This is a genomic window from Thalassorhabdus alkalitolerans (assembly GCF_042656525.1).
GTDB lineage: Bacteria > Bacillota > Bacilli > Bacillales > Marinococcaceae > Thalassorhabdus > Thalassorhabdus alkalitolerans.
Window position 1 is genome coordinate 205,859 of record NZ_JBHSOZ010000005.1, and the last position, 22,454, is coordinate 228,312.

The window sequence follows — 22,454 nt, forward strand, 5'->3', positions numbered from 1 at the left end:
TCCACTTAATTTCCCAGCAGCTCTTCTACTCTTTTTTTCCCGTTGGCAGCAAGCATGTGATCTGGCTGGATCTCCAAAGCTTTCTCAAAATGGTTCAGCGCTTCTTCTGCTTTCTCTTGGTAAATCATTGCCACACCAAGGTTGAAATGGGCATCTGCATGCTCTTCATTTTCATTGATCACTCGCTCAAATTCCAAAATGGATTCTTCTATCTGCTCCGACTGGGCCAGACATAAACCATAGTAAAAGCGCGCTTCTGTATCCCCTTCATTCTGCTCCAGAGCCCTTTTCAGTGAAGCCAGGGCCCTTGGAATCCTTCCAGACTGATAATACACAAGCCCCATCATATAATGTAAATTCGGATCATCCAAACCTGCTTTTAATGCCTGCTGGTACATGGTAAGAGCCTCTGCCATTTTATCTTGATTATATAATACATTGCCTGAGCCGTAATAGGCAGTAGCAGCATTTTCATCCAGCTCTAGTGCTTTTTGATAAAACTGCAGAGCCCTGTCTTCCTCTCCCACGCCGGCTAAGAGGTTACCAAAATTAATAAAGTTAACCGGATCGTTTGGATCTTCCTCAATAGCTTTATGTAATGCTTTTGCCGCTTCCTCCATATTTCCTTCCTGCAGGGCTTGTCTCGCTTTTTCATTTTCATGCATGGTACTTCTCCTTTCTTCATCAAAGAACTTTTCAATTTATCCTTTTACATCTGTACGATGAAAGAGGAAAAGGGAAAACGCTTAAGAGTGCACGCTTTCCCTTTTAATGGCTCGTTCAATTGTACCTCCGCCCAGGCACACATCACCGTCATAAAATACTACGGCCTGGCCTGGAGTAATCGCACGCTGAGCTTCCTCAAATATCACTTTTACCTCTCCGTTTTCCAGAGGGTGGACGGTAACTTTTTCATCAGTTTGGCGGTATCTGAATTTCGCTGTACACGAAAACGGCTCATTGAATTCCTTCCCAGTGATCCAATTCAGCTCTGAAGCATACAAGCCTTCAGAGTATAACGCTTCGTGGTGATAGCCCTGGCCTACCAATAGAATATTATTTTCCAGATCCTTGTCGAGAACAAACCATGGCTCTCCTGCTCCGCCAATACCAAGCCCCTGCCTTTGTCCAAGGGTATAATACATTAATCCCTCATGAGTTCCTTTTACTTCGCCGTTGAGTGTCTGCATTTCTCCAGGCTGGGCTGGCAGGAAGGATTGTAAAAACTCCTTAAAATTTCTTTCTCCAATAAAACAGATGCCCGTACTGTCTTTTTTCTTTGCTGTAGCGAGCCCTCGGTCTTCCGCTATTTCCCGGACTTCCTTTTTGGGCAGATGGCCAAGTGGAAACATCACCTTGCTTAGCTGCTCCTGGTTTAATTGATTTAAGAAATAAGTCTGATCCTTGTTGTCGTCAACTCCGCGGAGCATTTCTACTTTCCCGCTTTTGCTTCTGCGGACTTGAGCATAATGACCGGTGGCGAGATAATCCGCTCCCAGAGACATCGCGTGATCTAGAAATGCTTTAAACTTAATTTCTTTATTACACATGACGTCAGGGTTAGGTGTCCGGCCTGCTTTGTATTCATCAAGGAAGTAGGTGAATACTTTATCCCAATACTGCTTTTCAAAGTTCACAGCGTAATATGGAATGCCTATCTGGTTACACACCTGGATAACATCCTCATAGTCTTCTGTAGCCGTACACACACCATTTTCATCGGTGTCATCCCAGTTTTTCATAAAAATACCGATGACTTCATATCCTTGTTCCTTCAAAAGAGTGGCTGCCACAGAAGAATCTACACCTCCGGACATCCCAACGACCACACGGGTATTTTCCGGTGACTTTTCTTTTGTTGAATTCATGTTCTTTCACCCCGTTTTCATTCAGCCTGAGCGCTCAAACGCTCAGTAACCTTTTTCAACTCCTCAGTAACGTGCTCAATCTCTTCCACGGAATTGCCGTACCCAAGGCTAAACCGAATTGAAGAATAAAGTTTTTCTCCTTCTCCGTACATTGCAGCCAGTACATGAGATGGTTCAATAGATCCCGCCGTACAGGCTGAACCACTAGAAGCAGCAATCCCGGCTAAATCCAGGTTTACAAGCATGGACTCTACATTTATCTTAGGAAAGCTGAGATTTAGAATATGAGGGAGTGACTTTTTTCTATTTCCATTAATATATCTTCTTACTTTCTTCTCTTCAAGGCGGTCCAGAAAAAGATCAGTTAACTGTCTGTATTTGTTCCATCGCTCTTCTTGTTCCTTAACGGCCAGCTCAGCAGCCTTGGCAAAGCCTACAATCGACGGAACATTTTCTGTTCCAGCCCGTCGTTTCCGTTCTTGTTCGCCCCCCGTCACAGTCGGGGAGATATTTATCCCGTTACGGACATATAAAAAGCCTGTCCCCTTGGGTCCGTTAATTTTGTGCGAGGACACAGACAGCATATCCACAGGCAAAGTCTTCATAGTAAGAGGAAGAAGACCGTATACCTGAACTGCATCAGTATGAAAGGCTACCTCTTTTTCCCTTAATAAGGCCCCTATTTCTTCAATAGGCTGGAGAGTACCCACTTCGTTATTACCATACATAATCGAAACTAGAATTGTATCCTCCCGGAGAGATGATTCTATTTCCTGTACAGAGACAAGTCCCTCTTCAGAAACAGGGAGATACGTAACATCATACCCCATATTTTCAAGTCTTTCACAAGTATGAAGGATAGCATGATGCTCAATTTGAGTGGTAATAATATGCTTCCCTTTTCCTTGATTGGCTTCCGCATAACCTATTAAAGCAAGGTTGTCCGCTTCTGTTCCGCCGCTTGTAAAGATGATTTCTTCTGGAGAGGATTCAATAGATTGTGCAATCGTCCTTCTTGATTCATCTAATGCTTGACGTGATCGTCTTCCAAATTGATGAATGCTGGACGGGTTTCCAAAGTGCTCTTTCATGAAGGGCAGCATTGCGTCAATTACCTCTTCCCGGACCGGGCTGGTGGCAGCATGGTCCATATATATCGGCTTCATAATTTTTACATACCCTCCTTCATCACCATGAACTGCCTGTTTTCTTGCAAGTATTGACTAAAGACTGTTCATGTAAAGCAGTCTATTTCATTTTTTCTATTATTATCTAAATATAAAACATAAAGTATTCCTGATCGCCTTTATCTTCATATGTGGCTAAATCATGAAGCGTGGTATTATCAAGGACCTCTTTCACCGCATCTCGAATTTGAATCCAGAGATTTCGTTTCGCTGGCTCTTCATTTTCCATAACTTCCACAGGACTAATGGGGCCTTCAAGCACCCTAATAATATCACCTGCTGTAATTTCCTCTGCGCTTTTTGCAAGCATATAGCCACCATAGGCGCCTCTAACGCTTTTTACAAGCATAGCATTGCGAAGCGGAGCAATAAGCTGCTCAAGGTAATGCTCTGATAAATTATGCTCTTTTGCAATAGACTTTAAAGAAACAGGCCCTTCACCGTACTTCTTTGCCAACGCCATCATAATGGTCAGCCCGTATCGTCCCTTTGTTGAAATTTTCATCCATACCACCTCTTTTAATCAATCGATCAACAAACTGCTGGCATTGTGGCAGTGTAATGCCCACTACTGCTCCAATTCCAAAACAAAATAATATTGTCCCCAGAAAAACTGGTCCTCCCAGGAGCCAGCCGACTGTTAAAACAACGATTTCCATAATGCCCCGAACTCGTGATACCTTCCAGCCTGTCTTTTGAGTCAGGGCAAGCATCAAACTATCCCTCGGGCCAGCACCACAATTTGGAGCAATATACAAACCTATTCCATAAGCAATGACAATGATACCGCCAAGCAGCATTAGAAGCTGCCATAAAAAAGTTCCTCCTGCCGGGAGTACAAAGAGAAAGACATCTATAAAAACCCCGACAAGCACCATGTTAACGACTCCGCCAAGCTGAGGACGTTCTTTTGTCAGCAAAGACGTGAATCCAATGATAAATATCCCCATAATGATGCTCCATGTTCCCACTGTTAACCCAAATTGAAGAGTAAGTCCTATATGGAGGACATCCCAAGGGGCGCTTCCTAATTCGGCCCGGATCATCAAGGCAATACCAAAAGACATAATAATTAAGCCAATCATAAAGATCAGCCACCTTAAAGTTAAAAGCTGGGCTTTCCCCATTATCCCTTCCATGGTAAACCTTCTCTCTATTGTCTCAAATTGCACATAACACTTTTCGTCCCTATGAATTCCCTGCTATTATAGCATGGATAAATACCAAATTGCATGATTCTGTTTCCGATATTCTTTATATGTTTACAAAGATATTAAAAGGAATTAGAATAGAACTAATGTTCGATGTACAGAACGGAGGCAAGAAGATGAGGAAAAACCAGCCCCTCGCTTACCGTATGCGCCCTCAAAGCATTGAGGAGATTCTAGGGCAGGAACACATTACAGGAAAAGGCAGGCTATTGCGGAGAATGGTTGACGCTCGCAAGCTCTCATCCATGATTTTGTATGGTCCTCCCGGCACAGGGAAAACATCTATTGCACGGGCAATTGCCGGCAGTACAGACACCTCTTTTAAAATGCTTAACGCTGTGGTCAATAACAAAAAAGATATGGAGATTGCAGTAGAAGAAGCAAAGATAAGCGGCCAGCTGATCGTTATCATGGATGAAGTCCATCGGTTAGACAAAACCAAACAAGATTTTCTTCTTCCTCATTTGGAAAAAGGCTTGATTATTTTAATAGGAGCCACTACAGCTAATCCTTATCATGCAATAAATCCAGCTATTCGAAGCAGATCTCAGATTTTTGAGCTCCGGCCTTTATCCGAAGAGAACGTTAAAACAGCATTAAAAAGAGCCGTCGAAAATAAAGAAAACGGGTTAGGAAAAATGCCGGTAGCAGTCGATGAGGAAGCTCTAAACCACCTTGCCACAGCCAGCGGAGGTGATTTGAGGGCTGCATTGAACGCCCTGGAACTTGCTTCTCTTTCCACGCCTCAAAATGAAAATGGGGAAATCCCCATTACATTAGAAGCGGCTGAGGAATGTATACAAAAGAAAAGCTTCACTCATGACAAAGATGGAGACGGTCATTATGATGTTTTATCTGCCTTCCAGAAATCAATTCGCGGAAGCGATGTCGATGCAGCTCTTCATTATCTTGCCCGTCTTGTTGAAGCAGGTGATCTTGTGAGCATCGGGAGAAGACTAATCGTAACAGCTTATGAAGATATTGGACTGGCCAATCCCCAAGCAGGGCCCAGAGCCCTGGCTGCAGTTGAGGCAGCTGAACGTTTAGGTTTCCCGGAAGCACGTATTCCTCTTTCCAATATTATTATTGAACTCTGTCTATCACCGAAATCTAATTCAGCCTATAAAGCTCTGGATGCGGCAAGACAAGATCTCCTTGACTCAGCCACCCCTGAGATTCCCCTTCATCTGAAAGATGCCCACTATAAGGGAGCGAGCAAGCTTGGAAGAGGGGTTACCTATAAATATCCCCATGATTATACAAATGGGTGGGTTTCTCAGCAGTACCTTCCAGATAAGTTAAAATATAAACAATACTATCATCCTAAAGACAATAGTAAATTCGAACAGACATTACAAGAGATCTATGTAAAGCTCAAGCCTAAACATAAATAAAAAAGACGTGATCTGGCAATCTGCCAGGTCACGTTTTTTTATGAAACATCATAATAGTAGAAGCTAAAATACCCGAGCATACCCAGTCTTCCTCTTCAAGTTTTCCTTATATAAGGGGAATACCTGTCTAAAAAGGTATAAAAAAAGAAATGTTTGTCTACATTAAGAGACTAATAAGGTGTTTCCTGACTGCTATATTCATTTTTGTATCTCTTATTTTACATCAAATTTATATATTAAATCCTGAAAGCATATAAGGAGTGATCATTGTGAAAATCAGGCAAGATGCATGGTCCCATGAAGACGATCTATTATTAGCTGAAACAGTTCTCAAGCATATTAAAAACGGAAGCACTCAGCTCCGTGCGTTTGATGAAGTCGGAGACGAATTAAACAGAACTTCTGCTGCATGTGGTTTCAGATGGAATGCAGTGGTAAGAAACCAATACGATAATGCGATCCAACAGGCTAAACGGGAAAGAAAGCAGAGACAGCGACAGGTTGCTATTCAAGCAGTAGCCCCGCAGAGCTTTTCTTCTCCCCAGACCAGTTTTTCTCCTCCCATGGAAGAAGAGATGAGTTTGCATAAGGTTATTACCTATTTATCTTCTCTTTCCTCCCAGTCAAATGATAGATACGCTGTTAACCAGGAAAACAGTCAATTAAAAGAGGAAATTACTGCCTTAAAAAAACAAATTACTTCCTATCAAAATGAACTAAAGCAACTAAAAGAAAAATATACTTCAGTAGAAGAAGATTATAAATCACTTATTGAAATTATGAACCGTGCTCGCCGGATGGCTTTTTTAGGTGACGAAGACAGAAACATGACCTCCAGTTTCCGGATGGATAAAAACGGTAACCTTGAAAAAATCGCCAAAGCGGAATAGGCAGCGAAACCATAGTGAAGAGTGAAAAGGGTAACCCGTTTGTCCGGGTTACCCTTTTTCCTTATCATATCTCTGAATTTCAATGGGCTCCAAAAGGCGGCTCATGACATGGCCCGTAGCGATTAATCCAGCTACCGAAGGAACAAAAGCATTGGAAGAAGGAGGGATCTTTGCTTTTCGTATTTCTGCCTTTTCAGGAGCAATTTCTTTTCTTACTTCCTCTTTGATCTGAATAGGAGACTCTTCTGAAAAGACTACATCTATTCCCCCGTAAATTCCCTCTTTTCTAAGCTTTCTTCTTATCACTCGTGCCATCGGATCATAAGATGTTTCGGAAATATCTACAACTTTCAGCTGCGTCGGATCCATTTTGTTTGCAGCACCCATGCTTGAAATAATAGGAATATCCCTTGTTAAGCACTCTTTCATTAAATGTACCTTATAGGAAATGGTATCGGAAGCATCAATAACGAAATCAAGCCCATGTTCAAAAAAAGCTTCATAGGTCTCTTCTGTGTAGAACATTTTTAAGGCAACAATGTCACACTCAGGATTAATATCTAAGAGTCGTTCCTTCATCACGTCTACTTTCGGTTGTCCGACAGTGGAAAGTAAAGCGTGAAGCTGGCGGTTTACATTTGTAATATCTATATTATCCTTGTCTACCAACACTACTCGTCCTACGCCTGAGCGAACCAGTGCTTCAGCTGCAAAAGAACCTACTCCCCCGATTCCAAGCACAGCTACAGTTTTATTTTTTAATAGCTCCAGCCCTTCTTGTCCGATAGCTAACTCATTTCGCGAAAATTGGTGTAACATGCTTTTCTCCTCTCCCTTTATCTTCATGCGGTGACAAAATAAAAAACCCGGGGATTCCCCCTCGGGTTTGTTCGTTATGTAGGTCAAAAAGTCCCGCGGTGCCGTAAAATTGACCTTGTTTTGAAGCCTGCTCCTGGCAGGTGGGTGCCTTGTTCAGATCTTCATACTTCCACAAAAAGAGGCGTGTACTCCGAAAAGAAACGACAGGCTCCCGATGTTGAAGTGTTGGCTCAAAACGTATAGTACCCTACGTACACCTCAGGACTCTCTTATTGCTTAAATATATGATAGCATGAGAACCATAGGCGGTCAATATAATTTGCTCTTTTACGAAGAACACTAAATAGGTCCTAATTTCTCAAAAAAGGAGGAATTTTGGTTTATTTTTTTCAACCTTTGGGTATAAATGTCACTTGCTGATTGAAAGGGAGGTGAATGAAAAAAGAGTTCTTCTCTTTTCAGAACCTATGACCATGGAACCGTTAGCTATTCAAGAAGTGCTGTATATTGAACAAAAAATTGAATGGACTGAAAAATTTACCGTAGAACACATTGAATCCATGAAGCTTTTTGATGACAGGATAATAGTATTTGACCAGGAATATTATCTCACCCATATATTTGATATTTCTTACCGTCAGGAAAGCTGTAAAATGGGTTTTTTATACCTTCATACGAGCAAGGGCGTACGAACCTATTATATTCGAAAGGATCCTTCCTCATTTATTCAGGCATTTAAACAGCAGCAATCTTAAAAAGGGGATTGAGCAAAACACTCCCCTTAAGGATAAAAATGTTTCGATCATCTTAATCCGAAAAAGAAGCTAAACCTTTTCCTTGTTTCACCTTTGGGGAAAGCTGAGTTTGCAGTCGTTGTCCACTTTCCTGAAACGAAACAAGTGACCCGCCTGTTTCAGGAAACAAAGCAGATTGCAAAGAAAAATCCAGGATATGCCCTATACTGGATTTTTCTCTGCCTTTAATAATCAGATTATTTAGATATTTATAGTATAATATATAGTAAGAAATCGCTTCAGACGGACGCTTTCCGCGGGCAGGGCCTCAGCCTCCTCGGGAAAATCACCCTGCGGGGTCTTCAGCTCCTGCTCTTCCCGCCGGAGTCGCCGTCTTTCGCTACTCAAAAAAGGAGGATAACACATGTTACGTCCAATCCGAGAGAAGCAAATTGAATTGGAAATGGGATCGATTGATCAACTGGTTCCTGAAGACCACTTACTCCGGAAAATTGAAGCCACCATTGATTCCTTTATATATGACAAAGTCAAGCCCTACTACAGTGAAGACAACGGTCGTCCGCCCATTGATCCTGTTATGCTTTTTAAAATGATGTTTGTCGGATACCTTTACAGTATCCGTTCTGAAAGGCAGCTTGAAAAAAGATTCAGACGAACATTGCTTACCAGTGTTTCCTTGGGTTGAGCTTAACGGACTCTGTGCTTATCACTCCACGATTAGTTTTAACCGTCACAAACGTTTTAAAGACACGGATATCTTCCAGGACATCTTCGATGAAATTGTCCTTCTGGCTATGGAACACCGTATGGTTGGAGGGCGGGCTCTGTTCACAGATTCCACGCACCTGAAAGCGAATGCCAATAAACATAAATTTGTTAAAGAAACGGTTCAAGTTGAAACACAGGAATACATAGAAGAACTTAATAAGGCCGTAAAAAATGACCGAAAAGTTCATGGAAAAAAGCCCTTACCGAAAAAGGAAGAGGTGGTAGAAGAGAAGGAAATTAAAGTGAGTACAACCGATAAAGAAAGCGGCTATATGTTTCGAGATGTAAAACCCGAGAAGACGACATTTCTCCAAAACATTAGGAACCCACGCTTTAGAAAAGCGTGGGTTCCTCGACAGTCTGAAAAATCCAGGATATGCCCTATCCTGGATTTTTCTCTACCTGCATGTGCTTTTGAGCAGCCTCATTCTTTTTCTCGGTTGTCTTCCGTCTCTTTCTTTATTCTTTCTTTCCTTTGGATACTATTTTTAAGTTAAGCTCCTTTAACTGCTTCTCGCTTACTTCTGATGGAGCTTTTGTCAAGAGGTCGCTGGCACTTGCCGTTTTAGGAAAAGCAATGGTATCCCGAAGGTTGGTGCGGCCTGATAAAATCATAACCAGTCTGTCGAGGCCAAGGGCAATCCCGCCATGTGGCGGCGTACCATACTCAAAAGCTTCTAACAAAAAGCCAAATTGGTCTCTGGCTTCTTCTTGAGAAAAGCCAAGAGCTGTAAACATTTTTTCCTGGAGTTCCCGTTCATAAATACGCTGAGAACCTCCTCCAAGTTCGTAGCCGTTAAGGACAAGATCATATGCTTCTGCTCTCACCTGAGCCGGATCCTCATCCAGTACATTAATGTCTTCTTTTACCGGACGTGTAAACGGGTGGTGCATAGCAACATGGCGATTTTCATCCTCATCGTATTCCATAAGAGGAAATTCAGTAACCCATAGGAAATTAAATACAGACTTATCAATTAAGTTAAGTTCTTTTCCAAACTTCAAGCGCAAAGCACCCATAGCATCGAATACTACTTGCGGCTTATCTGCTCCAAAGAATAGAAGGTCCCCCGGCTCCGCATCTAAAGCCTCGCGAATTGCTGCTGTTTCCTCATCACTGAAGAACTTCGCTATTGGTCCTTTTAATGCGTTCTCCTCAACCTTCAGCCAAGCTAGACCTTTTGCTCCATAAATGGCTACAAAGTCGGCAAGATCGTCTATTTCCTTACGAGACATAGTATCAGCCACACCTTTTACATTCAGGCCTTTTACAATGCCGCCATTTTTTACTGCCTGGGCAAAGACTTTAAAATCACTGCCTTTGACGATCTCTGAAAGCTCTACAAGTTCCATGCCAAAACGTGTATCCGGCTTGTCCGATCCATAACGATGCATCGCTTCTTCATATGTCAAACGAGGGAAAGGCGTTTCAATTTCTACACCATGTATATCCTTAAGCAAGGTAGCCATTAACTCTTCCATCATGGCCAGAAGATCTTCTTTATCCATGAAGGAGGTTTCAATATCGACTTGCGTAAATTCAGGCTGGCGATCGGCTCGTAAATCTTCATCTCTGAAGCAGCGAACGATTTGGTAGTACCGCTCAAGTCCAGATACCATTAACAACTGCTTGAATAGCTGCGGTGATTGAGGAAGAGCATAAAACTCACCATGATGCACCCGGCTTGGCACTAAATAATCTCTCGCTCCTTCAGGAGTGCTTTTTGTAAGCATTGGTGTTTCCACATCAAGAAATTCATGGTTGTCGAGGAAGTCACGAATGATCTTGGTAGTTTTATGACGAAGCTTGATTGTCTCTGTCATTTCTGGCCTTCTTAAATCTAGATAGCGGTATTTCAGGCGAACATCCTCCGTAATATCCCCGTCGCTGTCGACAGCAAAGGGCAGAGCTTTTGAAGGGTTAAGAATTTCAATTTCATTTACCTGAACTTCAACCGTCCCGGTCGGAATTTTGTCATTATAGGTTTCTTCTTCTCTTTTAATTACAGTCCCTTTTACATCTAACACATATTCACTTCTCACCCTGTCTGCAGTCTGAAGGGCCTCCTCAGAAATCTCCGGATTGAAAACAATTTGTACAATACCGGATCGGTCACGTAAATCAATAAAAATAACCTGTCCTAAGTCCCGTCTGGTTTGAGCCCAGCCTTTCAACTGTACTTTTTCTCCAATTAATGCTTCTGATATTTCCCCGCACTGATGTGTTCTTCCAATCATATTGATTCCTCCATATTCTCTTTCATGTAAGTAATAAAATCACTAAGTGCTATTTCTTTTTGTTCACCTGTTTCCATATGCTTTACATTGATCTTTTCCGCTTCCAATTCATTTTCACCAAGAATGGCAGTGTATCTGGCCTTTAAACGATCTGCTGATTTAAACTGCCCCTTAGGTTTTCGGTCAATGTAATCCTTATCAGCTGTCAGGCCCTCTTTTCTTAATTCGTATAAAAGAACTGCTGCTTTATCTTTAGCTTTTTCTCCCATAGCAACTAAATAACAATCTATGGATTCTTTTATTTCAAGATTAATTTCCTGAGCTTCAAGAGCCATAAGGAGTCTCTCTAAGCTTAACGCGAACCCTATACCAGGTGACTCGGGTCCCCCAAGCTCTTCCACAAGGCCGTTATAGCGGCCTCCGCCGCTTAATGTCGTGATTGCCCCAAATCCTTTTCCTTCAATCATAATCTCAAAGGCTGTATTGTTGTAATAATCTAATCCACGGACCAACGCAGGATCAACCTCATAAGAGACTCCCATCTGGTCAAGGAGGAATTTAACCTTTTCGAAATAAGCCGTTGATTCTTCATTTAAATAATCCAAAATAGATGGAGCTGTTTTCATTAGCTCATGGTCCGCATCCTTCTTACAATCCAAAATGCGAAGAGGATTTTTTTCTAATCGCTCCTGGCAGTCACTGCAAAATTCATTGATTCTTGGTTGAAAATGATCAATTAGTGCTTGTCGGTGAGCTTCCCGGCTCTCTTTATCTCCTAAGCTGTTAATCACCAATTTTAATCCTTTTAAACCAAGTTCGCTGTAGTAATCCATAGCAAGTGCAATTACTTCAGCATCTACGGCAGGATCGGCACTTCCAATTGCTTCAACACCAAACTGTACAAACTGTCTCATCCTTCCGGACTGAGGTCTTTCGTAACGAAACATTGGCCCGATGTAAAACAGCTTTGTCGGCTGCTGTGCTTCCCCGTGCATTTTATTTTCAACATAGGACCGTGCAACAGACGCGGTGCCTTCAGGGCGAAGTGTCAAGCTTCTCCCGCCTCTGTCTTCAAAGGTGTACATTTCTTTTTGTACAATATCAGTTGTGTCACCAACCCCTCTTTGAAAAAGCTCAGTTTGCTCAAAAACAGGAGTTCGTATTTCTTTGTAATTATACCTTCTGCAAAGGTCGCGGGCTTTTTCTTCAATATATTGCCACTGTTCGACTTTTCCAGGAAGAATATCTTGTGTTCCTCTAGGGATGCGTATATTCATGGTCAGTTCTCCTCTCCGATTTATACTTTCTTGATATCATTTCTTCGTTTCCGTCGGAATACACCTTAATTTTCCTATGTAAATAAACAAAAAAGTCCCGTCCCCTCGCTAAAACGAGGGACGAGACTTTCCCGTGGTGCCACCCTTTTTGAAACATATAGTTTCCACTTTTACAGTTAACGCCTGCTTACGGTGCTTTTTACTAAGATATCTTTTCAAAAGCACACCTAAGGAGTGTTCTTTCATCAAGTTGTTCGCAGAAGGGCTTTCAGCCTCGGGCACCTTCCTCTCTGACCGACTTGCACTTGACTACTTTTCTCCCTCATTGGTTCATTTCGTCTAAACTATTTGCTGTTTTCTATCATACGAATGAAGAGAAAACTTGTCAACAACTTCTCTTTTGCAGAGCTACCGAAGTCTGGACTTCTTCTTGCAAGCTGTCCTCTCTAGAGGAGCAGTAACCCCCCAAGGAGAAAGACTACTTTCTTCTAATTCCATCTTTTCATATGGAAAAGGGTCAGCCTTTATGCTCCCTTGAAACGATTCATTAGAGACAGCTGTAGACATTGGAACCTTCACTACTCTCACCCTTTTAAAGTATTTAAAAAGTAGTATGGCCCCTTTGATTTTTTTTAATCAAGGATTTTCAATAATCAATGTTACTGGGCCATCATTGTTTAATTCAACATCCATCATTGCTCCAAATTCCCCAGTTTCTACCTTGATGCCTTTTTCTCTTAATGAATCATTGAAATGCTCGTAAATAGTAACAGCATGATCTGGTTTAGCTGCACTCATAAAATTAGGACGCCGGCCTTTTTTGCAGTCGCCATAAAGAGTAAATTGAGAAACCGATAAAACCTCTCCATTCTGATCTAAGAGAGAACGGTTCATTTTACCCCCTTCATCTTCAAAAATGCGAAGGTTGGCTATCTTTTCTGCTGTCCAATCTGCATCTTGTTCTGTATCCTCATGAGTGATGCCCACCAAAGCAACGATCCCTTTTCCTATCGAACCGATCACCTCGTTCTCAACTGTTACTTTTCCGTAACTCACACGCTGAATAACTACTCTCATGTTATTTAAACCCCTGTCCTGCTATTCAATAAATTTAATTCATTACACGGCGAACTGAATATATATCTGACAGCCTCTTAATTCTTTCCACCACTTGATGAAGGTGATCTACGTTGTGAATGGCAATACTCATATCAATCACTGCCAGTTTATTTTTGTCAGACCGGCCAGATACAGCATTAATATTTGTTCTTGTTTCAGTGACTGACTGTAGAACTTCATTGAGAAGGCCCCGGCGATCATACCCGGTTATTTCTATATCTACATTGTAGTTTTTCCGCTTTTCATCTGCCTCCCACTCAACTGGCAGAAGCCTTGTTTTTGCTTCTTCGGTATTAACGTTAGGACAGTCCTCACGGTGTATGGTGACCCCTCTCCCCTTTGTGATAAAGCCTACTATGTCATCTCCCGGGACGGGATTACAGCATTTAGAAAGACGGATTAACAGGTTGTCTACCCCTTTTACTCTCACACCGATACTTGTTTTTCTTCCAGAAGATTGGGGAGTCAGCTCTTTTACTGCCTCTGCAAGTGATTTCTCTTCCTGCTCTTCCTCTTTCTTTTGGCGGTATTTTTCAGTTAAGCGGGTCACCAGCTGCTTAGGACTGATTCCATTATAGCCAACTGCGGCAAACATGTCCTCTTCACCTGTAAAGCTGAACTTATTGGCAACTTCAGCAAGATTTTGTTCCGTCATAATTTCCTTTGGGTCAAAATCCTGTGTCTTAAGTTCCTTTTCAACCATTTCTCGTCCTTTATTGATGTTCTCTTCACGACGTTCTTTTTTGAAAAATTGCTTGATTTTATTCTTGGCATGAGAGCTCTGTGTCAGCTTCAGCCAATCCTGACTCGGACCGTATGAATGCTTAGACGTGAGCATTTCCACAATATCCCCGGTTTTGAGTTCATGGTCCAGGGGCACCATTTTGCCATTTACTTTAGCGCCGATCGTCCTGTTTCCAATTTCGGTGTGAATCCGGTAGGCAAAGTCAATAGGAACGGACCCCCGTGGGAGCTCGATAACGTCCCCTTTTGGCGTGAAGACAAACACCATATCAGAAAACAAGTCGATTTTTAACGACTCCATAAATTCCTGGGCATCAGAAGCCTCGTTTTGCCACTCTATTATTTCCCTGAACCATGTCAGCTGGTCGCCTAAGGATTTTGACTCAGTTCCCCCTTCTTTATATGCCCAGTGAGCAGCAACCCCGTACTCTGCCACTCTGTGCATATCTTCGGAGCGAATTTGAACTTCCAATGGTTCTCCTTTAGGCCCCAGTACAGTAGTGTGAAGGGATTGATACATGTTTGCTTTTGGCATGGCAATGTAATCTTTGAAGCGTCCTGGCATCGGCTTCCAACAGGTATGAATGATGCCCAGAACCGCATAGCAGTCTTTAATGCTTTTTACAATTATTCTCACGGCAAGTAGATCGTAAATTTCATTAAACTGTTTCTTTTGCTTGACCATCTTATGGTAAATACTGTATATATGCTTTGGGCGTCCTTGTATATCTGCTGAGATATGAATGTCCTGCAGACTATTATTAATATTATCTATAACTTCTTCGATATATTGCTCTCGCTCTGCTCTCTTTTGCTTCATCAGGTTTACAATCCGATAATACTGTTGAGGGTCGAGATAACGAAGGGCTGTATCTTCAAGCTCCCATTTTATTGTTGATATCCCTAAACGATGAGCTAACGGAGCAAAAATTTCTAACGTTTCATTAGAAATGCGACGTTGTTTTTCCGGGGGAAGATGCTTTAACGTTCTCATGTTGTGAAGCCTGTCTGCCAGCTTGATTAAAATCACTCTTATATCTTTGGCCATCGCAACTACCATTTTGCGATGATTTTCTGCCTGCTGCTCTTCTTTTGATTTATATTTGATCTTTTTCAGTTTGGTGACTCCATCAACCAGCATGGCCACTTCACTGTTAAATGCTTCTTTCAACTGTTCAACCGTTACATCAGTGTCCTCAACAACGTCATGCAAAAAAGCACCAGCAATTGTGTCCGGGTCCATCTCTAGATCCACCAATATCCCTGCCACCTGGATAGGATGGAGGATATAGGGTTCTCCGGACTTGCGATATTGATCCTTATGGGCTTCTTCTGCATACTTATAGGCTCTGTCTAAAAAAGAAACATCCTCTGCCGATAGGTACACTTTTGCCTTTTCCAACACTTCATCGATGGTCATGGAATCACCCTGCAAGCCTTTCATATTTCTTTATATTATCTTTAAGTTTATCATTCCTGTAAAGTACCATGCTTCTTAATATAAAACAAAGAGCGCTCCTAAGAGAGCACCCTCTGACGGCAGTCTATCCTTAAAAATCAACCAGTGAAAATAGTTCGTATTGATCCAACCCGCTCCGTCCTTCAAGATAGGTGAGTTCGATCATAAAGGCCAGCCCTGCAACGATTCCCCCAAGCTCTTCTACAAGCTTGACAGTGGCCTTGACTGTTCCACCGGTGGCAAGAAGATCATCTGTAATAATAACTCTTTGTCCCGGTTTAATAGCATCCTTATGAATGGAAAGAGAATCGCTGCCATATTCCAATCCGTAATCCGCATCAATGGTTTCTCGAGGAAGCTTTCCTTTTTTTCTTACTGGGACAAACCCTTTTTCCAATTCATAAGCAATCGGACAGCCGACCACAAATCCTCTTGCTTCAGGCCCTACTATAACATCTGCGTTTTGTTTTCGGGCGAACTCAGCCATCTCATTTATAGCTTGCTTATATACCTTTCCCTCTTGCATTAACGTTGTAATGTCTTTAAAACGAATGCCAGGTTTCGGATAATCTTCGACTACTGTAATATGTTCTTTAAAATCCATGTTCTACCTTCTCCTTATTATCTTGTTCTCCTATATATAAAGAAACCTGGTTTTTTAATTCTTTATAGGAAGCGTATAAAAGCTCCTGTTCAACACGCGTACGCTCTTCATAACTGCGATACGTGGGGGAATCTTTGAGGTCTCTTTTAGCCGGAGCATCTTGCACTGTTATTAATCCGTTATTTATTGTAACAAAATCCAGCTCAGAAAACACCTTTGCCATTAATGAAACAGTGGAAGAAGACCATCCTTTCTTCTTGGCAAGAAGCTCTCCATGCTTTTTCAAATCGAAGGTGCCCTGCTTCTTTAAGAAACCGTAAAACCATTTAAAGTGATCCCTTGTAAGCCTGGTTTCAAAAAAGAAGCCGCCATGGTCTTTGAAGAGCAGATAGACCCTTTCAATCTGTTTAAGGTGCTTTAAAGCTTTGGAGAACTCTTCCATAGTCTTAGGCAAATCGACCATCACGATATACGTTTCCTTTTCTTTTTGAGGTAAAACATCTATTTCACTAACATGTATGATATCCAGATCTAAGACTTCTCTTCCAAATACCTCTACTGTTTCTCTTTCAAATGCTACACCTATCGTCTTATCAGAAGGAAGAGTTTTCAATAATTCAGTTGGCTTTTTCTCCCGACGACGGTCAAAAAGCTGCCATTCTCTCACAGCAAGATCTTCTAAAAAGAACTGTGGCTTTCGGTAACCATTCCATTCATTTATAGAAAGCTCCCCTACCGCAGAAACTTTCGTACCCGATTCAACTTCCTCACATAAATATCCAAGATGAAAGCCTACCCCTTCTAATTGATAATTTTCTTTTCCAAATAGCATTTTAAGATGGTTTTGGTTAGACCCGATCTTCTTTGCCGATTTAAGATCAACATCTTCAAGCATAATCTTCGGCTTAGGATTAGCTATTCCATAGGGCTCAAGCTGCTTCATTTCTTCGATCACAGCAAGCGTTGCTTGTTCAAGAGGCACAATCATGTCCACAGAAGTGACAGGAATAAAATCCTCCTCGCTCATTTCTTCATTTGCCTGTGAAATCAAGCGTGCTCTCAAGTCCTCAATATCTTCAACTTTCATCGTAAGACCGGCAGCCATCGGGTGGCCTCCAAAGTGTGGAAGGATGTCTCTGTTCTTGGACAGGTTTTTAAACATATCAAATCCCTTAATACTTCGGGCTGAACCTTTGGCTTCGCCTTTTTCCGGGTCAATCGCCATAACAATTACCGGCCGATAAAACCTCTCTGTAAGACGGGATGCCACAATCCCAATTACACCGGGATTCCAGCCTTCCTTTGCTATAATAAGTACAGAGTTGCTTTCCGGAGGATATGCCCTCTCTACTTCCTCTACTGCTTCTTTCGTCATCTCACTGACAATTTCTTGTCTTTCCTTATTTAAATCATCGATCACTTCAGCCCACTCTTCGGCTTCTTCCGCGTTTGAAGTGGTAAGAAGGTGAACTGCAGGATCAGCAGAGTCCAGGCGGCCGGCAGCGTTTAAACGGGGGCCAAAAGCAAAGCCTACGTTGTCTGCTTCCATGACCTGTCCATCTACCCCGCAAAGTTTCTTTAAGGCCTGAATCCCTGGCTTGGAAGAGGATGTTAACTGTCTCAATCCGTAGGTTGCGAGCACACGATTTTCGTCTATAAGAGGAACTAAATCACTTATCGTACCAATCGCTACAATATCCAGCCATTCCTCAGGAAGCCGTCCTAACAAAGCATGAGCAAGCTTGAAGGCAACCCCGACCCCAGCCAATTCTTTAAAGGGATACGGACATCCAGGCTTCTTGGGGTTGATAATACAATATGCCTCAGGTAATTCAGGAGGGGGTTCATGGTGATCGGTTACAATGACGTCAATTCCCAGCTCTTTGGCTGCAGCAATTTCCTTTACGGCAGCAATACCGGTATCGACAGTAATGACAAGGGAAACCCCTTCTTCTTTCGCTTTTTCGAAAGCTGGAATGTTTGGCCCGTACCCTTCCGTGAAGCGATTGGGAATATACCAGCCAAACTCAGCTTTTAATTCCTTAAGCAGGAAAATCATAATAGAGGTGCTTGATACCCCATCAGCATCGTAGTCCCCGAAAACCAATACTTTTTCATTATTACTGACCGCTTCTTTTATTCTGTTAACCGCAGTCTCCATCCCATCCATAAGAAATGGATCGTGCAGCTGTGATATTTCTGTATGTAAAAACTTCAAAGCTTCTTCGGCACTTGTAATCCCGCGGTTCCATAATAACCGTGCGGTAACCTCTGAAATTTGCAGTTCTTTACTAAGTCGTTCAATATTTTCATTGGTCTCTTGTTCAACAATCCATTTTCGTTTCGATTGCAGCATAATAAAACACCCCTTGACCCACCTATTATACTAAAGGGGACAAGGGGAAACAATTGTTATCTTCTTTCATTTTCGTTATTTTCTTGAGCTTCTGCCTGCATTTGCTGTACCATCGGCTCCTCCAGTCCTTCTGCTGTTCTCCCGGGCATTCTTCTCATTTTTTGAATGACTGCCTGTACCAGAAGCCTGTTTTAATTGCTTATTTTCTTGCTGGAGACGGTAGACTTTTACCATTCCTACAAAACCCACAAGAAGTCCTCCCATTAAAACAGATCCTAAAATAATCAGCACTAAAGGCCAGTCAGCTGTGCCAAATAAATAGTTCACTTCTACCGGATCGACATTTATTACCGCAAATACTGCAATTAGCAAAGCGATGATAAGGCCGATAATTAACCCGTATTGCCCCTTCATAGCACTCGCTCCTCCCAAATCAGCGGTTCTCTTTTTCTTCGGCTTCTTCGTATGGATTCACATGGACTAATACGTTATGCACGTAATTTTCTTTCATTAAAATTCGTTTTACTTCTTTTCCGATTGCATGACCTTCCTCTACTGTAATTTTCGGATCAACCGCTATTTTTATATCAATAATGACATAGTGGCCATGTTCTCGGGCAAAGAATTCATCAATCTGAAGGACACCAGGCACCCCTTGTGCTTCTTTTTCCATTTTCTCAGTATCTTCTGGATGAAGAACATGATCAAGAGCATTGTGAATCGATTCTTTTCCAAGCTTCCAGGCCATTTTCATAATCAGGCCTGCAACAAAGATCCCGGCAGCCAAATCTGCATAGGCAAGCCAATCGATTCCATAAGCTCCTCCAGCAATGGAAGCGCCGATTCCTATTAAAGCAGCTAACGAGGAAAAGACATCAGATCTGTGGTGCCAGGCATCTGTCATCAATGCCTCGCTTTTATACTTTTTACCCAATTTATATTTATAGCGAAACATTAATTCCTTTACAACGATAGAAACGATAACTGCGTATAAAGCCAGGGTCTGAGGGACAGTTACAGGTTCAGTCATGTCCTGAATGGAGGAAAGGGCAATTTCGAAACCAACCACAAACAACAAGACGGCTACAATAATTGCTGCAACGGATTCAGCTTTCCCGTGTCCATAAGGATGATCTCGATCTGGAGGCAGCTTTGCAGCCCGGACTCCGATTAGAACGGCAACCGAACCTACCACATCAGAGGCGGAATGGACGGCGTCAGCTACTAAGGCACGGCTGTCAGCGATTACGCCAATCACTCCTTTTAAAATAGCCAATACAATGTTTCCAATGATTCCTACCCAGGCACCGAATTTCACTTTACTATAACGTTCTTCTTCAAATGTGGACATCGCAGCCTCCCTTCATCTCTTTTCACCTTTCTTTATTTTATCTAATATCGCTGAACTTACGCAGAAATTTTCAACCTCTCCAAACCCAATATCATTTGGTTTAATCTTCCATTTTATGAAGGCAGATAAAAAGCCATGGCTGCCGTACCATGGCTTTTTTATTCTTTTTGATTTACGCTTCCCTCTCTGCTGTTTCTGCAGGCTCAGGGCTCTTAAATTTCCGTCTTTCAATTTGCTTCCACTTCCAAATGAGCCATACCTGCGAGGCGAGAAACAGAGACGAATACGTTCCTGCTACAAGCCCTACAAGCAATGCAAAGGAAAAGGATCGAATAGCTTCTCCTCCAAAAAGGAAAATAGCTCCTGCGGCAAACACGACAGTCAGGACTGTATTAATCGAGCGGGCTAAGGTCTGTACGAGACTTTTGTTTACCACCGCAGACAGGTCTTCAAAGGTTTTGATTTTCTTTGCAAACTTCATATTTTCCCTGATTCTGTCAAAGGTAACAATTGTATCATTAATTGAATAGCCGACAATAGTGAGCACTGCTGCTATAAATGGTACATTCACTTCAAACTGAGTGATGCTGAACACCGCAATAATAAAGAAGGCATCGTGGACCAGGGCAAGGATAGCCGCTAATCCATACAAGAATTCAAATCGTATCGTCACATAAATGATAATACCCACAGAGGCAATAAGGATAGAAATCAAAGCGTTCATTGCCAGCTCCTGGCCAACCTGGGGTGAGACGGTACTTACATTCGGCTCTACTCCATATTCCTCGATAAAATAAACTTGAATTTCTGCAATCTCTTCTTGCTCGAGCATACCGATGAACCGGGCATGAGCCAATTCATTGTTGTCACCAGCTAAGGTTACATCGTCAGGTTCATATCCCTCACCAATTTGAGCGAATTCCTCATACACCATTTCTTCCGTAAAAGGCTCATCGCCTTGTACTTCGACCCGAGAGCCGCTTTCAAAATCAATCCCTAAATTTAATCCAAGAGTGGACAGAAGGATGACACCAATTAACATAAACGCGAGTGAAATACCAAAAAACTTTTTTCGGTGCTTAACAAAATCAATGTTCCGATTCTCAAAGTTATAGTTCACTGATTTCACTCTCCTTTACACCAAAAACCCTGGGCTTTTTATTAAATACCCGGCTTTTCACCCATAGACCTAAAAGGAGACGTGAGCCATACACTGAAGTTAAGAAGCTCGTTAAAATGCTGACAATCAGCATGACTGCAAAGCCTTGCACTGAACTGGTCCCGTAATAGAACAGAACACCTGCAGCCAGAATCGTCGTAATGTTTGCATCAAGTATGGTTGATAACGAACGGCGGCTTCCAGCTTTAAATGCCGACATCACAGATTTCCCTGATTTCAGTTCTTCTTTTATCCTCTCATAGGTAATAATGTTCGCGTCAACAGCCATACCGACACCAAGGATTAATGCTGCTATTCCAGGAAGAGTCAGCACGCCTTGAATCAGATTGAACATTAACATCACGATATAAATATAAGCAGAGAGGGTGATCGCGGCAATAATTCCCATAAACCTGTAATAGATGAGCATGTAGGCCAGGATTAACGCAATCCCGATAAAACCTGCATAAATTGTCATTTCCATTGCCTGTTCACCTAAAGAGGCACCAACGGCGTTTGAATATACTTCATTTAATTCAACGGGCAGGGCACCGGCATTCAATACTTCTGCTAAAAACCTGGCTTCCTCGATGGTGAAGTCACCTTGAATGACTATATTTTCTGTATACAGAGGCTGGTGTACCGTTGGTGCTGACAAGTACTTAGGATCAGCCTGCTGGGCTTCTTCATAAAATGAATCACCCTCTTCATAATCAAGCCAGATAACAAGGCGGCTTTCATACTGATCATAACGTTCCATAATGTCTTCTGTAATTTCACCAAAAGCATTTCCATCTCTTAATGTTACCCCGACTTCCGGCTGATTGGCTTCATTAAAGGTGACACTTGCCCCATTTTCCGCAAGCTCGTCCCCAGAAAGCATTAAATTATCGTCCACATCCCGGAACGTGAGGTTGGCTTCTGTAGCCAAAAGCTCTCGTGCCTGCTGCTGATCCTCAACCCCAGCTAACTGGACACGAATTCTATCCTCTCCTTCAATCGAAATGTACGGTTCGGATACACCCAGGACGTTCACTCGTTGATTTAAAGCACTTACGGTTGCGTTCAAAGCGTCTTCCGTAATCTCTGTATCCTCCGTAGGCTCTACTTGATACAAAATCTCAAAGCCGCCTTGCAGGTCGAGTCCTAAGTTTGTATCAGCTGCAAGATCGTCTGCAGTCTGGTAAATGACGCCTCCAAGCAAAAGGACAATCACAAAAAACACAGCAATTCTCCACATTCTTCCCATGTACCT

19 protein-coding genes, 1 other RNA gene, 1 pseudogene and 1 other annotated feature are annotated in these 22,454 nt (G+C 42.3%); of the genes and pseudogenes, 4 read left to right on the plus strand and 17 right to left on the minus strand.

Annotation, left to right across the window (positions count from 1 at the left end):
- Positions 1-5: 5 nt before the first annotated feature.
- From ACFPU1_RS11870 to ACFPU1_RS11890, 5 genes are all read right to left on the minus strand, one after another.
- On the minus strand, positions 6-665 hold the full coding sequence (locus tag ACFPU1_RS11870) for a tetratricopeptide repeat protein (protein ID WP_054635535.1): 660 nt from the start codon (positions 663-665) through the stop codon (positions 6-8).
- Positions 666-746: 81 nt separating this feature from the next.
- Entirely contained in the window at positions 747-1,868 is a 1,122-nt protein-coding gene (gene mnmA / locus ACFPU1_RS11875; protein WP_385941395.1) for a tRNA 2-thiouridine(34) synthase MnmA, read from the minus strand.
- 17 nt (positions 1,869-1,885) lie between these two features.
- Entirely contained in the window at positions 1,886-3,034 is a 1,149-nt protein-coding gene (locus ACFPU1_RS11880; RefSeq protein ID WP_385941398.1) for a cysteine desulfurase family protein, read from the minus strand.
- Between the two features lie 106 nt (positions 3,035-3,140).
- Positions 3,141-3,560, minus strand: coding sequence for a cysteine metabolism transcriptional regulator CymR (gene cymR, locus ACFPU1_RS11885; protein WP_054635536.1), 420 nt, complete (start codon positions 3,558-3,560; stop codon positions 3,141-3,143).
- A complete protein-coding gene (locus ACFPU1_RS11890) occupies positions 3,493-4,194 on the minus strand; it encodes a YczE/YyaS/YitT family protein (RefSeq protein ID WP_385941401.1) in 702 nt (233 codons plus the stop codon). Before ACFPU1_RS11890 ends, cymR begins: the two co-directional genes overlap by 68 nt.
- 188 nt (positions 4,195-4,382) lie before the next feature.
- Between ACFPU1_RS11890 and ACFPU1_RS11895 the strand changes: the two genes are divergently transcribed.
- Together ACFPU1_RS11895 and ACFPU1_RS11900 are read left to right on the plus strand one after the other, a co-directional pair.
- Entirely contained in the window at positions 4,383-5,660 is a 1,278-nt protein-coding gene (locus ACFPU1_RS11895) for a replication-associated recombination protein A (RefSeq protein ID WP_385941404.1), read from the plus strand.
- Between the two features lie 269 nt (positions 5,661-5,929).
- Complete coding sequence (locus ACFPU1_RS11900) at positions 5,930-6,550, plus strand: RsfA family transcriptional regulator (RefSeq protein WP_100398244.1); 621 nt, start codon at positions 5,930-5,932, stop codon at positions 6,548-6,550.
- A 48-nt stretch (positions 6,551-6,598) separates the two neighbouring features.
- Here the strand turns inward: ACFPU1_RS11900 and ACFPU1_RS11905 are convergent, their stop codons facing one another.
- Both ACFPU1_RS11905 and ssrS read right to left on the minus strand, forming a co-directional pair.
- A complete protein-coding gene (locus tag ACFPU1_RS11905; protein WP_385941408.1) occupies positions 6,599-7,369 on the minus strand; it encodes a tRNA threonylcarbamoyladenosine dehydratase in 771 nt (256 codons plus the stop codon).
- A gap of 86 nt (positions 7,370-7,455) precedes the next feature.
- A non-coding RNA gene (gene ssrS / locus ACFPU1_RS11910) (6S RNA) lies at positions 7,456-7,637 on the minus strand.
- A 163-nt stretch (positions 7,638-7,800) separates the two neighbouring features.
- Here ssrS and ACFPU1_RS11915 point away from each other — a divergent pair.
- Together ACFPU1_RS11915 and ACFPU1_RS11920 are read left to right on the plus strand one after the other, a co-directional pair.
- Positions 7,801-8,124, plus strand: a complete 324-nt coding sequence (locus tag ACFPU1_RS11915) for a hypothetical protein (RefSeq protein ID WP_269757975.1) — start codon at positions 7,801-7,803, stop codon at positions 8,122-8,124.
- A 403-nt stretch (positions 8,125-8,527) separates the two neighbouring features.
- Positions 8,528-9,209 (plus strand): annotated as a pseudogene (locus ACFPU1_RS11920) (transposase); the annotation flags it as partial.
- A gap of 142 nt (positions 9,210-9,351) precedes the next feature.
- On the opposite strand, the gene aspS reads toward ACFPU1_RS11920, so the two are convergent.
- The 10 genes from aspS to secD all read right to left on the minus strand — a co-directional run bounded on the left by aspS (position 9,352) and on the right by secD (position 22,448).
- On the minus strand, positions 9,352-11,130 hold the full coding sequence (gene aspS, locus ACFPU1_RS11925; protein ID WP_385941411.1) for an aspartate--tRNA ligase: 1,779 nt from the start codon (positions 11,128-11,130) through the stop codon (positions 9,352-9,354).
- A complete protein-coding gene (hisS, locus tag ACFPU1_RS11930; protein ID WP_385941414.1) occupies positions 11,127-12,407 on the minus strand; it encodes a histidine--tRNA ligase in 1,281 nt (426 codons plus the stop codon). Before hisS ends, aspS begins: the two co-directional genes overlap by 4 nt.
- Positions 12,408-12,520: 113 nt before the next feature.
- Positions 12,521-12,742, minus strand: a binding site (T-box leader).
- Between the two features lie 301 nt (positions 12,743-13,043).
- A complete protein-coding gene (gene dtd / locus ACFPU1_RS11935) occupies positions 13,044-13,484 on the minus strand; it encodes a D-aminoacyl-tRNA deacylase (RefSeq protein WP_054635538.1) in 441 nt (146 codons plus the stop codon).
- Between the two features lie 34 nt (positions 13,485-13,518).
- Positions 13,519-15,690: a RelA/SpoT family protein gene (locus ACFPU1_RS11940; protein WP_385941417.1), complete on the minus strand. Its 2,172-nt coding sequence runs from the start codon at positions 15,688-15,690 to the stop codon at positions 13,519-13,521.
- Between the two features lie 130 nt (positions 15,691-15,820).
- On the minus strand, positions 15,821-16,333 hold the full coding sequence (locus tag ACFPU1_RS11945; RefSeq protein ID WP_054635539.1) for an adenine phosphoribosyltransferase: 513 nt from the start codon (positions 16,331-16,333) through the stop codon (positions 15,821-15,823).
- Positions 16,323-18,689, minus strand: coding sequence for a single-stranded-DNA-specific exonuclease RecJ (gene recJ / locus ACFPU1_RS11950; RefSeq protein WP_385941420.1), 2,367 nt, complete (start codon positions 18,687-18,689; stop codon positions 16,323-16,325). The genes ACFPU1_RS11945 and recJ overlap by 11 nt, the downstream gene beginning before the upstream one ends.
- A 75-nt stretch (positions 18,690-18,764) precedes the next feature.
- Positions 18,765-19,103 carry a LapA family protein gene (locus ACFPU1_RS11955; RefSeq protein ID WP_385941423.1) on the minus strand — a complete coding sequence of 113 codons (339 nt, stop codon included), beginning with the start codon at positions 19,101-19,103 and terminating at the stop codon, positions 18,765-18,767.
- 19 nt (positions 19,104-19,122) lie between these two features.
- Complete coding sequence (locus tag ACFPU1_RS11960; protein WP_054635541.1) at positions 19,123-20,040, minus strand: cation diffusion facilitator family transporter; 918 nt, start codon at positions 20,038-20,040, stop codon at positions 19,123-19,125.
- Between the two features lie 172 nt (positions 20,041-20,212).
- Complete coding sequence (gene secF / locus ACFPU1_RS11965; RefSeq protein ID WP_385941426.1) at positions 20,213-21,160, minus strand: protein translocase subunit SecF; 948 nt, start codon at positions 21,158-21,160, stop codon at positions 20,213-20,215.
- Positions 21,150-22,448 carry a protein translocase subunit SecD gene (gene secD, locus ACFPU1_RS11970; RefSeq protein WP_385941429.1) on the minus strand — a complete coding sequence of 433 codons (1,299 nt, stop codon included), beginning with the start codon at positions 22,446-22,448 and terminating at the stop codon, positions 21,150-21,152. Before secD ends, secF begins: the two co-directional genes overlap by 11 nt.
- Between the last annotated feature and the right edge of the window lie 6 nt (positions 22,449-22,454).